General features: G+C 32.4%; 15 protein-coding genes. 10 read left to right on the top strand and 5 right to left on the bottom strand.

Annotated features, from left to right (window positions below; translation table 11 throughout):
* Positions 1 to 1,897, bottom strand: a 1,897-nt coding sequence (locus CBF36_RS10010; protein ID WP_125958293.1) for a MucBP domain-containing protein, incomplete at its 3' end; no start/stop codon positions are given.
* 263 nt (positions 1,898 to 2,160) lie between these two features.
* Entirely contained in the window at positions 2,161 to 2,757 is a 597-nt protein-coding gene (locus CBF36_RS10005) for a rhomboid family intramembrane serine protease (RefSeq protein WP_125958292.1), read from the bottom strand.
* A 239-nt stretch (positions 2,758 to 2,996) separates the two neighbouring features.
* Here CBF36_RS10005 and CBF36_RS10000 point away from each other — a divergent pair, with 239 nt between their 5' ends.
* The gene (locus CBF36_RS10000; protein WP_125958291.1) at positions 2,997 to 3,524 is read left to right on the top strand and encodes a sigma-70 family RNA polymerase sigma factor; all 528 of its coding nucleotides are present in this window, start codon (positions 2,997 to 2,999) and stop codon (positions 3,522 to 3,524) included.
* Positions 3,514 to 4,554, top strand: coding sequence for a hypothetical protein (locus CBF36_RS09995; RefSeq protein ID WP_125958290.1), 1,041 nt, complete (start codon positions 3,514 to 3,516; stop codon positions 4,552 to 4,554). Before CBF36_RS10000 ends, CBF36_RS09995 begins: the two co-directional genes overlap by 11 nt.
* 101 nt (positions 4,555 to 4,655) lie before the next feature.
* Here CBF36_RS09995 and CBF36_RS09990 read toward each other — a convergent pair whose 3' ends face one another.
* Positions 4,656 to 5,678, bottom strand: coding sequence for a LacI family DNA-binding transcriptional regulator (locus CBF36_RS09990; protein ID WP_125958289.1), 1,023 nt, complete (start codon positions 5,676 to 5,678; stop codon positions 4,656 to 4,658).
* A gap of 204 nt (positions 5,679 to 5,882) precedes the next feature.
* On the opposite strand from CBF36_RS09990, the gene CBF36_RS09985 reads away from it, so the two are divergent.
* The 7 genes from CBF36_RS09985 (at position 5,883) to CBF36_RS09955 (ending at position 13,090) form a co-directional block, all read left to right on the top strand.
* Complete coding sequence (locus CBF36_RS09985; RefSeq protein WP_125958288.1) at positions 5,883 to 7,676, top strand: DUF2264 domain-containing protein; 1,794 nt, start codon at positions 5,883 to 5,885, stop codon at positions 7,674 to 7,676.
* 16 nt (positions 7,677 to 7,692) lie between these two features.
* On the top strand, positions 7,693 to 8,826 hold the full coding sequence (locus CBF36_RS09980) for a glycoside hydrolase family 88 protein (RefSeq protein ID WP_125958287.1): 1,134 nt from the start codon (positions 7,693 to 7,695) through the stop codon (positions 8,824 to 8,826).
* Between the two features lie 39 nt (positions 8,827 to 8,865).
* Positions 8,866 to 10,149: an ABC transporter substrate-binding protein gene (locus tag CBF36_RS09975; RefSeq protein ID WP_125958286.1), complete on the top strand. Its 1,284-nt coding sequence runs from the start codon at positions 8,866 to 8,868 to the stop codon at positions 10,147 to 10,149.
* A gap of 70 nt (positions 10,150 to 10,219) precedes the next feature.
* Positions 10,220 to 11,137 (top strand): carbohydrate ABC transporter permease, encoded by a 918-nt coding sequence (locus tag CBF36_RS09970; protein WP_125958285.1) that lies wholly within the window; start codon positions 10,220 to 10,222, stop codon positions 11,135 to 11,137.
* A 142-nt stretch (positions 11,138 to 11,279) separates the two neighbouring features.
* Positions 11,280 to 12,020: a carbohydrate ABC transporter permease gene (locus CBF36_RS09965; protein ID WP_416340702.1), complete on the top strand. Its 741-nt coding sequence runs from the start codon at positions 11,280 to 11,282 to the stop codon at positions 12,018 to 12,020.
* Positions 12,021 to 12,037: 17 nt separating this feature from the next.
* Entirely contained in the window at positions 12,038 to 12,700 is a 663-nt protein-coding gene (locus CBF36_RS09960) for a DUF624 domain-containing protein (RefSeq protein WP_125958283.1), read from the top strand.
* 3 nt (positions 12,701 to 12,703) lie between these two features.
* Positions 12,704 to 13,090: a hypothetical protein gene (locus CBF36_RS09955; RefSeq protein WP_125958282.1), complete on the top strand. Its 387-nt coding sequence runs from the start codon at positions 12,704 to 12,706 to the stop codon at positions 13,088 to 13,090.
* A 53-nt stretch (positions 13,091 to 13,143) separates the two neighbouring features.
* Here CBF36_RS09955 and CBF36_RS09950 read toward each other — a convergent pair whose 3' ends face one another.
* Together CBF36_RS09950 and CBF36_RS09945 are read right to left on the bottom strand one after the other, a co-directional pair.
* On the bottom strand, positions 13,144 to 14,517 hold the full coding sequence (locus CBF36_RS09950; protein ID WP_125958281.1) for a L,D-transpeptidase family protein: 1,374 nt from the start codon (positions 14,515 to 14,517) through the stop codon (positions 13,144 to 13,146).
* Between the two features lie 153 nt (positions 14,518 to 14,670).
* Positions 14,671 to 15,624 carry an L-lactate dehydrogenase gene (locus tag CBF36_RS09945; RefSeq protein WP_125958280.1) on the bottom strand — a complete coding sequence of 318 codons (954 nt, stop codon included), beginning with the start codon at positions 15,622 to 15,624 and terminating at the stop codon, positions 14,671 to 14,673.
* Positions 15,625 to 15,878: 254 nt separating this feature from the next.
* On the opposite strand from CBF36_RS09945, the gene pth reads away from it, so the two are divergent.
* A complete protein-coding gene (gene pth, locus CBF36_RS09940) occupies positions 15,879 to 16,448 on the top strand; it encodes an aminoacyl-tRNA hydrolase (protein ID WP_125958279.1) in 570 nt (189 codons plus the stop codon).
* Positions 16,449 to 16,453: the final 5 nt, after the last annotated feature.

Genomic DNA, 16,453 nt, shown 5'->3' with positions numbered 1-16,453 from the left:
GCGTTTCTTTCAGTGTATACCCCCCGATTAAGGCTGGAACAGTTTGATATTTGGAACCGATTGGCCCAGATATTGAACTGCTAGTTTTAATCTCATTCCCATCTTCATCAACATATTTGATAATGACATTTCCATCATTTTGTATAGGCGGATTAGGAACAATTGCTTTATATACATAGGTTACGATGATATCTTCTTCTGTGTAAGTTCCTTCAAAATTACTCGGTGTTTCTGTGACCATATAACCATTAATTTTAATAGGGGTAGTTTTGTAATATGAACCAATCAATCCAGATATTGAGTCACTATCTTCAATCTCGTTTCCATCTTCATCAACGTATTTGATAATAACTTTTCCCTCATGTTTTTTGTATGGCACATTTATAATTTGAGGTTCGTTAGTATAACTTCCTTTAACTACTGATTGGTCAGGGTCAACAATGGTGTAATCTGTAATACTTGGTGAATCTACGGAAAAATATGTACCTGATTTTTTAGAATCGAGTACCGTAGATTGTAGAATACTTCCACTTTCCTCATCAATATAATTAATCGTTATTCGGCTATCAATGACTGTTAGTATTAATGATTTAGTCACCACGTTTCCATCGTCATCACTCACCGTATATATTACAGGATATTTTCCAGCTGTAGTAAGATCGACCTTGCTATCATCAATTTGAACTTTCGAAGTTATATCTTTTTTTGAGCCGTCTGGTTGAGGATCAAAAGCGTAAAGATCTAGCCTATAATCAGGTTCTTCACCAATTAAGATAGAAAAATCATCTCTTATATTAAGGTTAGGTAGCCATCCAGTTCCAGTGGATGTAGCATAAGTAATGGCATTCATGACGGGTTTGTCTTTATTAGAATATATTATTGAGCCGTTTTCATCAAATAATTCTGCATGATAGAATAAAGTTGTTGGATTGTCAAAATCTAAGTTGTCAACCTTCATGCCAAAAGCAAACAACTCTTCTTTTGTGTTACCGATAAGATTACCTGTATCAATTTCATAAAAGTAAGATCCGTTTTCTTCGGTTAGAGTGATTTTTTTAGTATTTTCATTCCCGTTTGTTCGATTTAAGCTATATAGATAGATATTATCCCATTCGATTTTACCTGGTCCTTCAGTTTTAAAAGTTACTCTAATTTTTTCAGGAACATATTTAGGATCAATTAAATCATAACGAATCACATATTGTGGAATAAAAATTCCTTCTTGGCTGTTTCTTATATAGATGAAGGGGTCGTTAAAAAGAGTATTATTAGTAAGGTTTTTAGCTAAATCTTCAAACCCAATACATGTCTTGTCAGCTAAAGGAGAGTTAGGCCCATCAATTCCAGTATATACGGGAATTGGCACATTAGGATCAACGTATATAGAATTAACCAGTATGGTATCAGTATCGTGCGTTATATTTTTATAAGTGTATGAATTATTTATATTAAATTCACAGTTTTCTTTATCTAGATTGTTGTGATAAGTTTCTCTTGAAAACCCAATACTCATGTTTGGTGAATCTAAACCATCATATTTCGGTGTTAAGGTGATAGTTAGTTTGTTATCCACTATTGATTTTTCATGAGTAAATATATTTGTACTGTCATTAAATATAATACTATCGACAAATTTTTGGAATATTTCTTCATTGTAGGGTTCTTCTGCAGTATACGTTAATGTAATTACGTCATCCTTATTGACTTCACCATTAAATTTGATTAGAGTTTCTAAAGTACCTGCTTGTGAATTGGAGGCATTAGTAGTGGTAACGTTGACTGTTGTTTTTGACGAGCCTTTATTGATATTACTTTGCGCATTCACTGTAAAATAACTGGGCAATATAGAACTTATAGTGATAACGAATACCATAAGTATTTTCCCAATCTTTTTCATTTATTTCACCAAACTTTCTATATTTAGTTATCAATTCAAAAAACGAACCTTAATAATAATTATTATAAAATAAATACGGACACTAGTAAACATCTTTGTTTATTAATGGTTATATTTTTTGTGTAGATGATAGTAAAATAATAAGAAATGAATCGTTTGGTTATCGTATATTTTTACCTTCTTAAAAGTGAATGGCATCATGGCTATTCGATAAAAATAATATAGAAAGTCTCAAGAATAATATGGTGGTATAAATGAACAAATTAATCACCAAACTTTATTAAAATACCAATAATAATCCCTATTAAAAAGCTGATGTTATGTGCAAATAAACCAGAGAATTGTTTGAAATTTTCCCAATAAGATGTGATAAAGCTCCCTAAAAAGAAAATAACAATTGACCAAACTAAGCCGTTATTGTATATAGGTTGCTGAGTGATAGCTAGGCTGAAATAGTCCCATCCTTTATTAATATAAAAAATAACCATCAATCCAAAAAAGGCATAGAATCCAACAGATGATCCGACAAAAGTAAAAGCATTTTTAGAATAGTAGCTAATAAGAGCTATGCCTGTCATAATTGTACTAAGAATAAAGACACCCAAAAAAGCAGAGAAAGAAAATTTATCCTGGAAAAAAGGATAAATAACATTTCTGATGATTAAGATGTTTCCTACTAAATGAAGGAGTCCACCATGCAAGAAGCTAAATGTAACTAGACGATAGATTTGATGTTGTTTTAGTATTTTGTCAGAATCTAATTCGAATAATGTATCAACACGTCCTTTAGTAAAAATGTTAAGATAATAAATAATAATCATTGTGAAAACAAAACTATTGATTAGGAAATTTTTACTCAATATTTTATAAATCACTCCTTTTTAAAAAGTATATCATACAAGGTAGGAAGAAATTTTAGTATAGATGTTAGAACATCAATTGGTCTAATGTGGAGTAATGATGTCATATAGAATAATGAAGATATTAAAGTCAATAAGCTTGTTCTTAAAATGAATTAGTTTTTTGACTATTTTTTTGTCTATGAAACTTTTTAACCATTAAATTTCTCTAATTGGTATAAACAAAAAGGAGGTTAGCTATGGATAAAAAATCATTAATGTTAGTTAAAAAAGCGAAAGCTGGAGATAGTGAGTCTTTTGTTTTACTTTTAAAAGAATATGAAAAAGTACTATATGGGACGGCTAAGAGGATTTTGATAAATGAAGAATACGTTGCAGATGCTCTACAAAATACATTTTTAAAAGGATTTGAACAGATAACGAATTTGAGAAAGAATCAATATTTTAACACTTGGTTATGTCGTATTTTAATAAACGAATGCTACGCCATTATTGATAAAGAGAAAAAGTATAGCATGTTATCTGAAGGAGAAGTTGGAGAGATAAACTACCTAGAAGGATTAGATTTTCAAGAACTGGTGAGCTGTTTGGATATTAAATATCGTGTCCCTATAACGTTATTTTATTATTCTGGATATAGCATAAAGGAAATTAGTCAAATATTAGATCTATCAGAAAACACTGTTAAAACGCAACTAAGACGTGGAAAGCAACTACTGGAAAAGAATTTATCTGATGAAAGTGAGGGTGTTGTTTATGGGCTATAATATAGAAAAAGATTTAGAAAAATGGGGTACTCAGGATTGTAATATGCCTGACAAAACAAGAGCAGTACTGGATGAAACATATTCTCAACTCATTCAAGGAAAAAAAATATCCAAGTCCCCAAGAAAATGGATAAAAAATATAACCGTTGTTAGTATGGCAGCACTGGTTGGTATTGTATTATGGCAAAATGAGACAGTACTCGCAACGTTGAATGAATGGTTTGGTTTTTCCCATCAATGGAAACAGTCTTTAGGTGACGATGTTTTTTTGAGTAATGGCACCAAGCAGTCAGATAAAAATTTGGAAATTATAGTGGAAAAAAATATGTCGACACCTTATAGTTTGGGATTTGATTTTACATTAAAAAGCACAGGTAATATGACTTTTTCTAAGGATTCGCAAGTATGGTTTGACTATACTATAAAAAATGGAGATGGTAGTAAAATTATAGTAGAAAATGAAGAGGTACAAGAAAAAACAGATTATACAGATTTAATCTATTTACAACATACAGATGTATCTGTTAGTTCTGATGGGAAAGCACTAAAATCGGGATTTTATTATTTCTTACGTGAACCGAATGCTGAAAAATTACCTGTATTGAAAAATGCCACGTTAGAAATTACAAAAATATTTTTCCCTAATGAGAATGTCGAAGTAGTTGGTAAGTGGAGTATTCCTTTAAAAGATGGAAATCCCCAAATAGCTGATAAGGTAAAACATTATACTGTTGAAAAAGAGTCTGACGATATCACCATTAAGCATGCTACATTAACTCAAAGCAATTTTGTCATTGAATATGAGTTTAATAAAGAGATGAGTGTGAGTGACATGGAGTTATTAAATAGTTATATACAAGACGAAACAGGGCGTAAGTATAAAACTAATCAGTATAGTTTGGAAAATAATAATAAAACAGTTCGGGTCAATTTTCCATTAACAAGTAGTACAGTGCCTAATACAATGACACTAGTAGTTGAAGAAATAAAAGGAGATTTTAAATTTGAAGTGACGTTGTTGGAAGAGTAAGCGTTTCTTATTCTTTGGGAGTACATGTATTGTTTATCTCAAATGACATATATAATAGTATAAAAGAACAACTTGTTGTCTTTCTCAACAAGTTGTTCTTTTTAGTTTGCTTTTCCTGTCGATTCCCTAACAATTAATCGAGGAGCTAACATAACTCGTCTAGCAATTTTTTCTCCATCAATTCGATCAGAGATTAAATCAACCGCCGATTCCCCCATTGCTTCAGTATAAATTTTGACGGTTGTTAAAGCAGGTGATACAAAAGGAGCTACAGCAATATCATTGATGCTAACAATACTGATATCATTTGGTACATTAAATCCTTTTTCCGTTAATTTTTTAATGACACCAACGGCCATTGCATCATGAGATACAACAAACGCTGAAGGAAGGCGTCCATCTAATGAATCAATTGCTTGTTGGATAAGTAATTCCCCTAATTGCGTCGAATGATGATCTGAGTGAATAAAAAAGAAAAAATCATCATTAAATAATTGCAAGGAGCTCATATAATCAACAAAGGTATAGGTAGTGGGCGCTTTGTATTGTCTATGGCCATATAAATTTTTCTTTTCCTCAACACCGATAAAGCCAATATTTTTATGTCCTAATTCAATTAAATGATCAATAGCAAGTTCTGTGGCAAGGGCAAAATCTCCATTAACAGAATCAAATTCTCTGAGCGGGTAATTGGTCCCGATAAAGCAAACATTTTTATGTAGTTGACTAATTTTTTTAATAATAGAGGCATCGAATTTTCCAATAGCAATAACACCATGGACATTATCAGCTAAGGTGTCATCAACTTGTGAGGTTTTAATAATATTCATCCCTAGCTCTTCCGCTCGTTTTTCGACACCAATACGAATAGACATATAATAAATATCCTCTAATTCTTCTTTAGTATCGAGCCACTGTAAAATTAAAATAGATTTAGTCAGTGTCTCTTTTTTTCTCTTATCAAATTTTTTAGTATGTTTTTGGTAATTTAATTGTTCAGCAGCTTCAAAGACCCTTCGTTTTGTCTCATCAGTCACAGAAAGGGTTGTATCATAATTTAGTACTCTGGAAATAGTACTGATTGATAAATTTGTTTTTTTTGCAATATCTGAAATAGTTGCCATAACATCATTCCTCTCATCTGATAAAACACTTACATGTACAGTGTAACGCATGTTTATAAAAAAAGTAAGCAAAAAAGTAAAAATTTTACTAAAAAAGTAGTTGATTTACTAAAAAAAATTAGTTACAATAATCTTGTAAACGCTTTATGAATGGATTTGTTATTATATTTTTATTTTTTACTAAAAAAGTAAGAGGTGTAAAAAATGGTGTATGCTTTTAAAACAAGACAAGATTATATCGAGTCACTTTATAAAATGATTAAACCGTTAGAATCTTATTACAATCAAGATACTCCTGGAAAATTATTAATTGGACAAGGAACAAGTGGAACAGTTTATTCTCAAAGTACCAGAGAAGTAGAAGGGTTTTTACGGATTCTTTGGGGAGTTGGCCCACTACTTGTTCAAAATAAGGATGAAAAATTAATTGAAATAATATTATCTGGTCTAAAAGAAGGAACAAATCCTAGTAATGAAAATTATTGGGGAACACCTCAAAATTATGATCAACTAATTGTTGAGATGGCATCATTGAGTACACTTCTATTGTTAAATCCATCTCTTTGGGAATTATTAACGTCCAAGGAACAAGATAATGTATTTAATTGGTTAAACACAGTTAATAACCGAAAAACACCAAAGAATAATTGGTTATTTTTTAGAATATTAGTGAATGTTTGCTTTAAAAAACTTGGGCGGAAATATAGCCAAGAAATGATGGACCAAGATTTTAAACTAATTGAAGAATTTTATATTGGAAATGGCTGGTATTATGATGGACGAGAAACTCAAATGGATTATTATATTTCATTTGCTATTCATTATTACTCATTAATTTATTGCAAGTTCATGGAAGATGATGATATAGAACGTGTTCTTTTGTTCAAAAAACGAGCTAAAGAATTTGCGAAAAGTTTTCAATACTGGTTTGATGCAAATGGTGAAGCGATTCCTTTTGGTAGAAGTTTAACCTATCGCTTTGCGCAAAGCGCCTTTTGGTCAGCGTTAGTATTTGCAGACGTTGAAGCCCTACCTTGGGGAGAAATCAGAGGTATTATTGAAAGAAACATGACAAGGTGGTGTGAGCATGACATCTTTTTAAGAGATGGTCGATTAACAATTGGTTATCATTATGAAAATTTAGTCATGGCAGAAGGTTATAATGGTGCAGGTTCACCATATTGGGCGTTTAAAACATTTTTATTATTAGCTGTTGATGAAAAACACCCATTTTGGGAAAGTGAATCCCTTAGTAAGAAATCAACAGAAAAAACATACCTTATCCCAGAAGCACGAATGTTAATGCAAAATTCACCAAATCAAGTTCAAGCGTTTGTTAGTGGTCAGCTGGAACCAAATCAAGCTCATATTGAAGCAAAATATAGTAAATTAGTTTATTCTACGGTATTTGGCTTTAGTGTTTCAAAAGGGAATTTATTTTATAGCCAAGGTGGATTTGATAATTGTCTGGCTTTATCAGAAGATGACAGTTATTACCGCACAAAATTTAAAACAGAGTCATTTGATGTGACAGAAGATTATGTAAGAAGTGTGTGGAAACCTTGGAAAGATGTCTGTGTGACAACAATAGTCATTCCAATGAATGGATGGCATGTTAGGGTGCATGACATTGAAACACGTCGTTCACTCATTGTTCGAGAAGGAGGGTTTTCAACGCCTGTGTCAGATACAACATGTTTTGAAAATGATCATGGGCTAATTTGTGAATCAAGTATAGGAACAAGTTTACTTACGCCTATTATTGGTTTTGAAGAAGTAGAGTATACGGTTAATGAACCCAATACCAATTTATTTTTTAAACATAGTGGACATCCATCAAGTAAAACCAAATTAAAAGCTGGGAAGCATCGTTTAATCAGTTTAGTAGGTGGTATTGCAAGTGGAGATGAACAGTGGTTAACTCAACCGACAGTAGTGGTTGATGGTAATATATTAACGTTAGTACAGGGGGAAAGCAGAAAACAAATTAAGTTATAGGAAAGGGGGGAATCAATTGATACAACAATACTGGTTAGAAAGACAAAAAGAATTTGTGTTAAAAAAGATTGATGAAAATGCGACCAAGTTTATAACAACTATGCCAGACGCAGCATCCACTAAATTAATTTACCCAGAGGATCATAATCAAGAATGGACGTCTAGTTTTTGGATAGGGGAGTTATTTCTAGCAAAAGAATTAAGTGGTTCAAAGAAATATGATGCACTTATAGAAACACAATTAAATGAATTTAAGAAAAGATTGGATTATGACATTGAATTAGATCATCATGACATTGGATTTCTTTATATTTTATCAGCTGTAGCTGATTACAAAGTAACTGGGTCAAATCAATCAAAAAAAATGGCGATAAAAGCAGCCAATCGATTGATGACACGATTCAATGAAGCATCTGGTATTATCCAGGCTTGGGGAGATTTAGAGGATAAAAAAGAAAGTGGACGAATGATTATTGATTGTTTAATGAATATTCCGCTTTTATACTTTGCCTCAAATGTGACAGGAGAAGATAAGTATTATCAAGCGGCTTACCGTCATGCCAAACAAACACAAAAATACATTCTCCGAGAAGATAGCACCACGTATCATACTTACTTTTTTGATAAAGTAAGTGGTGAAGCAATAAAGGGTGAAACAGCTCAAGGTTATTCAGATGATTCTTGTTGGTCAAGAGGGCAAGCTTGGGGAATCTATGGCTTTGCTTTAAGTTATAGATACACAGGTGATGCATCCTTTATCCAATCAGCCTGTGAGGTAGCCGACTATTTTATTAGTAAGCTTCCTGCAGATTATGTGTGTTATTGGGATTTGGTTTTTGGCGAAGGCAGCAATCAACCTCGAGATACATCAGCTGCGGCAATTGCTGCATGTGGCTTACTTGAGTTAGCTAAATATTTACCTGTTTTATCCGATAAAAAAAGAGAATACGAGTCTGTCGCTGTGAATATTATTCAAAATCTAGCCACAACTTATACGACAGAAGCGTATCCTGAATCAAATGGCTTATTGATAGAAGGGGTATATAGTTATCCTGAAAATAGGGGGGTCAATGAGTGTATGATTTGGGGAGATTACTTTTATTTGGAAGCGTTAACAAGAGCTGGGCAAGTATGGAATTCTTATTGGTAATAAACGAGTCAAAACAAGAGAGAAGAAGGAGTGTCAAAAATGAAAAAAATGACGAAAATGTTAGTAGCAACTGGGTTATTAGGTGCATTAGTATTGACGGGCTGTTCAAGTAATACAAAAGAAGAAAGTAAAAAAACAACATCTGAGGGAAAAACAGAATTATCTGTTTCAGTTTGGGGATATGATTCGAATCCAGAGTTTAAAGCAATGTTTGATGCATTTGAAGCCTCTCATAAAGATGTAAAAATTAAGGTAGTTGATATTGCAGCGGAAGATTATGAAAATAAAATTACAACCATGTTATCTGGTGGAGATAAAACAGATGTATTAGGGATGAAGGATGTAGGTAGTTACACAAATTATGCTAATAAAGGACAATTAGAAGACTTAACAAGTATTGTTGAAAATGTGGATGATAAAGATAACTATAAAGGAAATTTAGATAGCTATAAAACAGATGAAGATAAATACTTTGCTATGCCGTTCAGAAAAGATATGTATTTTGTTTATTATAACAAAAAAATGTTTGATGATGCTGGTATCGAGTATCCTGACAACTTAACTTGGGATGAATATGAAGAACTAGCTAAAAAATTAACTACGGAAAAAGATGGTAAAAAAGTGTATGGATCTTACTTACATTCTTGGAATGGATTAGTTCAAGCAACGGCTGCCGTTCAAACAGGCAATAACAACTTAGATGGCAAATATGGTTACTTTGAAGATTACTATAATCGTTTCTTGAAACTACAAGATGAAGGGTATGCAATGGATTACGCTACCATCAAATCAACTAAAACAACTTATTCTTCAGTATTTGAAACAGAACAAACAGCTATGATGCCAATGGGAAGTTTCTACTTAGGAAAATTAATTAAAACAAAAGCTGCTGGGGAAACAAACGTTGATTGGGCTATTACACAATTACCACAACCGAAAAAAGGTGAAGTGATTACTTATGGTGGCCCAACAGGTTTTGGTGTCAGCAAACAGTCTGAGAACAAAGAATTAGCAAAAGAATTTGTTGAATTTTGTTCTGGAAAAGAAGGCGCTCTTGCTGTATCTAAAATTGGTATGACAACAGCTTATCAATCAGATGAAATTATTGACACATTATTAGGTTTAGAAGGTATGCCTCAAGATGATGTATCAAAAGCAACTTTAAAACCTGATGTGAGTGATTTTGAATTGTTACCAAGCAAAAATGCTTCAATTGTCAATCAAATTTTAAATGAAGAACATGAATTAATCATGGTTGGTGATGAAACACCAGCAAAAGGAATTGCTAATATGGAAAAACGTGTGAAACAAGAAGTCGAATAGTAATGAATTGGTTGTGGCTCTTTAATGGTATATTAAGGAGCCCTTCTCAATCAGATTGGAGGTTTTAGTGATGAGTGAACGGATTGAACCATCTCTACATTCAAAAAAAGAAAAGAAAAGATTAAAACGTAAGAATACTATTACGGCTTGGTCATTTATTTTACCAAACTTTATTGGATTTTTTATCTTTACATTAATACCTGTTATCTTTTCATTTATTTTGGCTTTTATGAAATGGGACTCATTTAATAAAGCAGAATATGTTGGATTAGCTAACTTTCAAAAAATGTTACAAGATGAAACATTTTGGATCTCTTTAAAAAATACATTTTTATATACAATAGGTGTTGTCCCATTAACATTAATATGTTCAATTGGATTAGCTTTGTTATTAAATAAAAAAATTAAAGGCATCAGTTTTTTTAGAACCGCCTTTTTCTTCCCTTATGTTACATCATTAGTCGCCATTGCAGTTGTTTGGAATATGTTGTTTCATCCAACGATGGGACCAATCAATCAAGTCTTAAAGATTTTTATGGAGAACCCACCAGGCTGGACATCTAGTTCAGAATGGGCATTATTTGCTGTTGTTATTGTTAGTGTATGGCGAGGAATGGGGTATTACATGATTCTCTACCTAGCAGGACTTCAAGGTATTCCTAAAGAATTGTATGAAGCTTCTTCGATGGATGGAGCAAATAAAATGAAACAATTTTGGAATGTAACATTACCATCATTACGTCCAACAACATTTTTCGTAACGATTATGCTAGTTATCAATTGTTTTAAGGTATTTGATTTGATTCAGGTCATGACAGATGGTGGACCTGGACGAGCAACCAATGTATTGGTATACCAGATTTATAATGAAGCGTTTGTTAAATTTAATTTTGGTTATGCCTCTGCCATTTCACTTGTTCTATTTTTAATTGTATTAAGTATTACGGTTATTCAGTTCAAATGGAATCAAAAACAAGAACAAGCTTAGATAAGGAGGATACACAATGGAAGCAAATATACATGCAAACTCATTAAAGAAAAAACATGACAATAAAGAAAAGATTGGTAAAATTGTGATCTTTATTGTTTTACTCATTTTAGCTATTTTTGTCTTAATTCCGTTTTTCTGGATGTTATCCTCTTCGTTTAAGCAAAATAATGAAGTGTTTTCTGTTCCGATTAAATGGATACCAAATGAGTTTCACTGGGATAATTATTCTAAAATATGGACAACTATCCCGTTGGCAACATTTATGAAAAATACGATTTTTTTAAGTGTTGTGATTACATTGATTCAATTATTTACCAGTAGTTTTGCAGCTTATGGTTTTTCAAAAATGCATTTTAAAGGACGAGACTTACTATTTTTAGCATATATAGGAACAATTGCTGTACCTTGGCAAGTCTACATGGTCCCTCAATTTATCATGATGAGAAAATTAGGGCTGACTGATAAACTTATTTCACTTGTTTTGATGCAGTCGTTTACAACATTTGGGGTATTTTTACTAAAACAATATTATTCAAGTATTCCAGATGAGTTGTGTGAGAGTGCTAGAATGGATGGATTAAGTGAGTGGGGAATTTATAGAAAAATTATCTTACCATTGACAAAACCAGCATTAGCTAGTTTAACAATCATTTCATTTGTAACAACATGGAATGATTATATGGGACCATTTATTTATTTAACATCAACTGAAAATAAAACAATCCAGTTAGGGCTTAAGATGTTTGTATCATTATATGATGCAGAATATGCGTTAATTATGGCAGCATCGGTGATATCTATTTTACCAGTAGCCATTGTTTTCTTATCTATGCAAAAATACTTTGTTGAAGGAATAGCAACGTCTGGAATGAAAGGTTAAAATAAGGAGGTAGCGTGATGAATAAAGAGAATTTTATGGATAATATTTATGCAAAAATTTTTCAGTATGTGTATTGGTTTTTAATGTTAAATATTTGTTTCTTTTTAACAACGCTCCCTCTTTTTATATCTATTTTTGCTTTATCCATTCAACTAGAGAATCTCGTATTATTCTTTGTATCTAGTATTACACTAGGACCAGCTATTAGAGCAGTGATGGGGTGTGTGAATCAACTGATAGAAACCAAAGATATTTCTGTGTTTAAAGACTATTTCTTTTATTTAAAATCTCATTTTACAGAGCATGTTGTGTCATGGATGGTGTATGATCTTATGTTATTCATTATAATAAGTGATATTTTAATGTTCGTGATGAACCAATTGTTTTTAGCGGGTGTTCCATTGTTTGTTGTGTTGGCAGTTTTATTAACAGGGTTGATGATTAATACGTATTATTTTCGTTTGAAAAATCCTGACCACAAGTATCGTTTAATCATAAAGCTCTCTGCTTACTGCACATTAAAAAAATGGTGGTATACTATTTTAAATAGTGTTTTGTTTGGTTTAATAATCTTGTTGATGTTTTTAAAACCACAATTTGGATTTTTTATTACACCTAGCTTATTAATTTTTCTTATTTTAAAAAATTGTAAAGTATTGTATAAACAAGAGGTGAAATAAGCGATGAAAAAGAAAATTAGGTTACTACTCATAGTAGGTGGCTTATTATGCTTAGCAGGGTGTAGTAACAAAACTATAGATACGACAACATCTTTTGATAAATCCAATCAAACATTAGTAAAAGACAAAGCACAGGAGTTTACAAATGAACAGTATCAAAATGGTGATGTTCGTTTAAAAACATATGTCAAAATGACTGGTAAAATTATTAAAACAGATAGTCAAAACGAAAATGAAATTAAAAAGAATGATCGATTTGTTATTCAAAATGAGGGGTATGACTATCAAGTGATTAATAGTAGTGATACCATTTTAAAACTAGATGATGTGGTGGATGTATATGGTGAATATTATGGATTTGTTCAAGGTGTAGAAATTGAGATTAATTAAAAGACCAAGCATGCAACTAAAAGTAGTTGATAGCTTGGTCTTTATCTATGTCATTAAAAGATAACTACAGGAACACCGACATCAATCATGTTAAATAATTTAGCACACACATCAGGGGGTGTGTTAATACAGCCATGCGATCCCACAGTTGTATAAGAAGTACCACCATAAGCATTGGCATTTTGCCAAGGAGAATCATGAATCCCAACTCCTGTCCAATCAATTGGCATCCAATAGTCAACAGGGCTTGCATAATCTTCTCCACGAAGTGTTTCATCACGTTTTTTATTCCAAACGTAGAAAACCCCGGCAGGAGTAGGTGTACTTGGTTTTCCAGAAATAATGGCTGTGTCTAAAACAACTTTTCCATCTTTGTAGTACCACATGTGTTGGGCTTGTAAATCTACTTCAATGTAAGTATTTGATAGAAGAGCTGATCCAGGAGTAGCACTTCCTTGATAAGCCGGTACGCGATTAGTAAATCCTTTTCCAGATAAAATTAATTCTGTTAGCTGTTCGGTTTCACTATCTGTTGCAATAGTCCAGCTATAAGAGCCAGCAGGGACACTTACTTCTCCACGTTTAGTACTATTAAATTTCGTAGGATTTGTACTAGTATTGTATTGTTGACCAAGTTGAGTCACGTATTCTTTTACTAGATCTTGCTTTAAATCAACGTCGCCTTTATCGTTAGTTGTTAACCAACTAGCAATCGTTTCTTTAGGAATTGCGACCTCTTGACCATTGATAAGGTATGTCGCACTAACTTCAGTTAGCTTGTTGATGTCTTCTAATTCTTTTTTCAATTTTGTATCTGTAGATAAAACAGTTGGCTTTTGCACATAAGATTCTAATTCTATTGATCCTTCACCTTCTTTGACATGGGACTCAAAAGCCGTGATAAAGTTATCGATATCAATAGTATTTCCAGCTACTTCATTTGTGATTTGGAATGTGCCATCTTTCATTTCGATCATCGCATTTTTGGTTGGCGTGCGATCTTTATTAAAGTCAGTCAAAGCTGTTTTTAATGCGGTTGATTGTTTTGCTAGTTCGTCTTTATTGTAATCAGTCATTAAAACAGGAACATTTTTTGGTTGATTGATGTAATTCATAAACCATAGCCAAGGGTTTTGTTTTGAGATAGTATCTGCCACTGTTTTATTGACATCAAACGTAATTCCTAGCTGTTGTTTAGGAATAGATTTCCAAGTTTTATTATTATCTAAAACAATAAATTCGTCTTCATGAATATTTGCTTCAAGTTTTTTTACTGCCTCTTTTTTAGATAATTGGCTGACATCTATTTGACCAATTTTTGTGTTTGGCAAAAATTTATTCTGATAAGTAATAGCGAAATACGAGTATATACTAACAATAATTAGTACCACGATTAAAGGCACTAATAACATCGACTTACGTTTCATATGAAGCCCCTTCCTCTAATAAAAACTGTAATATTATTGTAACATATTCCTTACTAAAAACAATATAAGTGCATTAAAGAGTCATATGTAAAATGAGAAAAGACCAGAATAAAGTATCCTAGTCTTTTGTATAGCTTATATAGAAAGAGTTGTTTATTTAAATGCTTCATCCAATACTTTTTGGAGACGATCAGCAGATAAATCAAATTTTTCTTGTTCTGCGTCTGTTAAAGGAAGTTCGATAACATGACTAATTCCTTGGCGATTTACTACGGCTGGTGCGCCAATGTAAATATCATTTAATCCGTATTGTCCATCTAAGTAAACAGATAAAGGTAATACAGCATTTTCATCGTATAGAATCGCTTTAGTGATACGAGCTAAAGCAACAGCAATACCATAGAAAGTAGCCCCTTTTTTATCAATGATGGTATAGGCTGCATCACGAACTTTAAAGAAAATGTTAACTAATTCTTCTTCATCAATTTCAGGATGATCTGATACCCATTCGTAGATTTGTAATCCGGCAATATTAGCGTGTGACCAAACAGGAAATTCTGTATCACCATGTTCACCTAAAATGTAGCCATGCACATTTCGTGCGTCCACGTCTACTAATTCAGCAATGGTTTGTCTAAAACGAGCAGAGTCAAGAGAAGTCCCACTACCAATGACTTTGTGTTTTGGAAATCCTGAAAATTTCCATGTAGCATAAGTTAAAATATCAACAGGATTAGTTGCAATTAAGAAAATACCATTGAATCCTGAAGCAACGATATCATCAACAATCGATTTGAAAATTTTTAAGTTCTTATTAACTAAATCTAAACGTGTTTCGCCAGGTTTTTGTGCAGCTCCTGCTGTAATAACGACTATGTCAGCATCTTTACAGTCAGCGTAAGTTGCAGCATAGATTTTTTTAGGAGAAGTGAATGCTAAGGCGTGAGATAAATCAAGGGCATCACCTTCTGCTTTGTTTACATCAATATCAATAATGCCAATTTCTTGTGCGATGTTTTGTGTCACAAGGGCAAAAATATAACTTGAACCAACAGCCCCATTGCCGACAACGATAATTTTTTGATGATCAATATTTGCGTGTTCCATTGTAATCGCTCCTTGTTTTTTTTATTTACTCCAGGACAAATTATAACACTAAATCATGAAAAAACCCATGAAAAAGGTCATTTAATAAAAAACAGTCTATTAATCAAACGTTAATTAAAAGTCTTAATAGTTTCTTATTCATAGATAATAAAAAGATATGGTATACTATTTTAGAGCATTTTATTTTTTAAATACAATGGGGAAACACGTGTCTTCTAACCCGTGTTTTTTGATGTTATAGGAGAATATAAAATATGAAATTAATTGTTGGATTGGGAAATCCTGGAGCAAAGTATCGAGCAACACGACATAATATTGGATTTATTGCACTGGATGAAATTACCTATCAAGAAAATGTTACTTTTAATAAGTCTCAATTTGAAGCAGACACAGCAGAGTTTTTCGCAAATGGTGAAAAAGTCTTGTTAGTTAAGCCTCAAACATTTATGAATGAATCAGGCCGTAGTGTAGGACCATTGATGACCTATTATAATGTCTCACCTGAAGATGTTTTAGTCATCTATGATGATTTAGATTTACCAGTAGGAAAAGTACGATTGCGTCAAAAGGGAAGTGCTGGTGGACATAACGGCATTAAAAGTTTAATTGCCCATATTGGAACACCAGAGTTTAACCGTGTGCGAATAGGGATTGATCGTCCAAATCGCGGAGAAGAAGTGATAGCCCATGTTTTAGGAAATTTCCCTAAAAACACGCATGAAGACATGCTGTCAGCTGTAAAATTAGCGGCAGATGCGAGTTTGTATTGGGCGCAAGGTCATTCATTTGTTGATACAATGAATCAATATAATAGTAAGAAATAAAGGAG

The organism is Vagococcus bubulae, assembly GCF_003950315.1.
Classification (GTDB): Bacteria; Bacillota; Bacilli; order Lactobacillales; family Vagococcaceae; genus Vagococcus; species Vagococcus bubulae.
Note: the sequence above shows the minus strand (reverse complement) of the source record. Positions and strands in the feature narration are given on the sequence as shown.

Coding starts and splice junctions, on each gene's coding strand:
- CBF36_RS10000 (WP_125958291.1), top strand. CDS start 2,997: ATGGATAAAAAATCATTAATGTTAGTTAAAAAAGCGAAAGCTGGAGAT.
- CBF36_RS09995 (WP_125958290.1), top strand. CDS start 3,514: ATGGGCTATAATATAGAAAAAGATTTAGAAAAATGGGGTACTCAGGAT.
- CBF36_RS09990 (WP_125958289.1), bottom strand. CDS start 5,678: ATGGCAACTATTTCAGATATTGCAAAAAAAACAAATTTATCAATCAGT.
- CBF36_RS09985 (WP_125958288.1), top strand. CDS start 5,883: ATGGTGTATGCTTTTAAAACAAGACAAGATTATATCGAGTCACTTTAT.
- CBF36_RS09975 (WP_125958286.1), top strand. CDS start 8,866: ATGAAAAAAATGACGAAAATGTTAGTAGCAACTGGGTTATTAGGTGCA.
- CBF36_RS09970 (WP_125958285.1), top strand. CDS start 10,220: ATGAGTGAACGGATTGAACCATCTCTACATTCAAAAAAAGAAAAGAAA.
- CBF36_RS09965 (WP_416340702.1), top strand. CDS start 11,280: ATGTTATCCTCTTCGTTTAAGCAAAATAATGAAGTGTTTTCTGTTCCG.
- CBF36_RS09960 (WP_125958283.1), top strand. CDS start 12,038: ATGAATAAAGAGAATTTTATGGATAATATTTATGCAAAAATTTTTCAG.
- CBF36_RS09955 (WP_125958282.1), top strand. CDS start 12,704: ATGAAAAAGAAAATTAGGTTACTACTCATAGTAGGTGGCTTATTATGC.
- CBF36_RS09950 (WP_125958281.1), bottom strand. CDS start 14,517: ATGAAACGTAAGTCGATGTTATTAGTGCCTTTAATCGTGGTACTAATT.
- CBF36_RS09945 (WP_125958280.1), bottom strand. CDS start 15,624: ATGGAACACGCAAATATTGATCATCAAAAAATTATCGTTGTCGGCAAT.
- pth (WP_125958279.1), top strand. CDS start 15,879: ATGAAATTAATTGTTGGATTGGGAAATCCTGGAGCAAAGTATCGAGCA.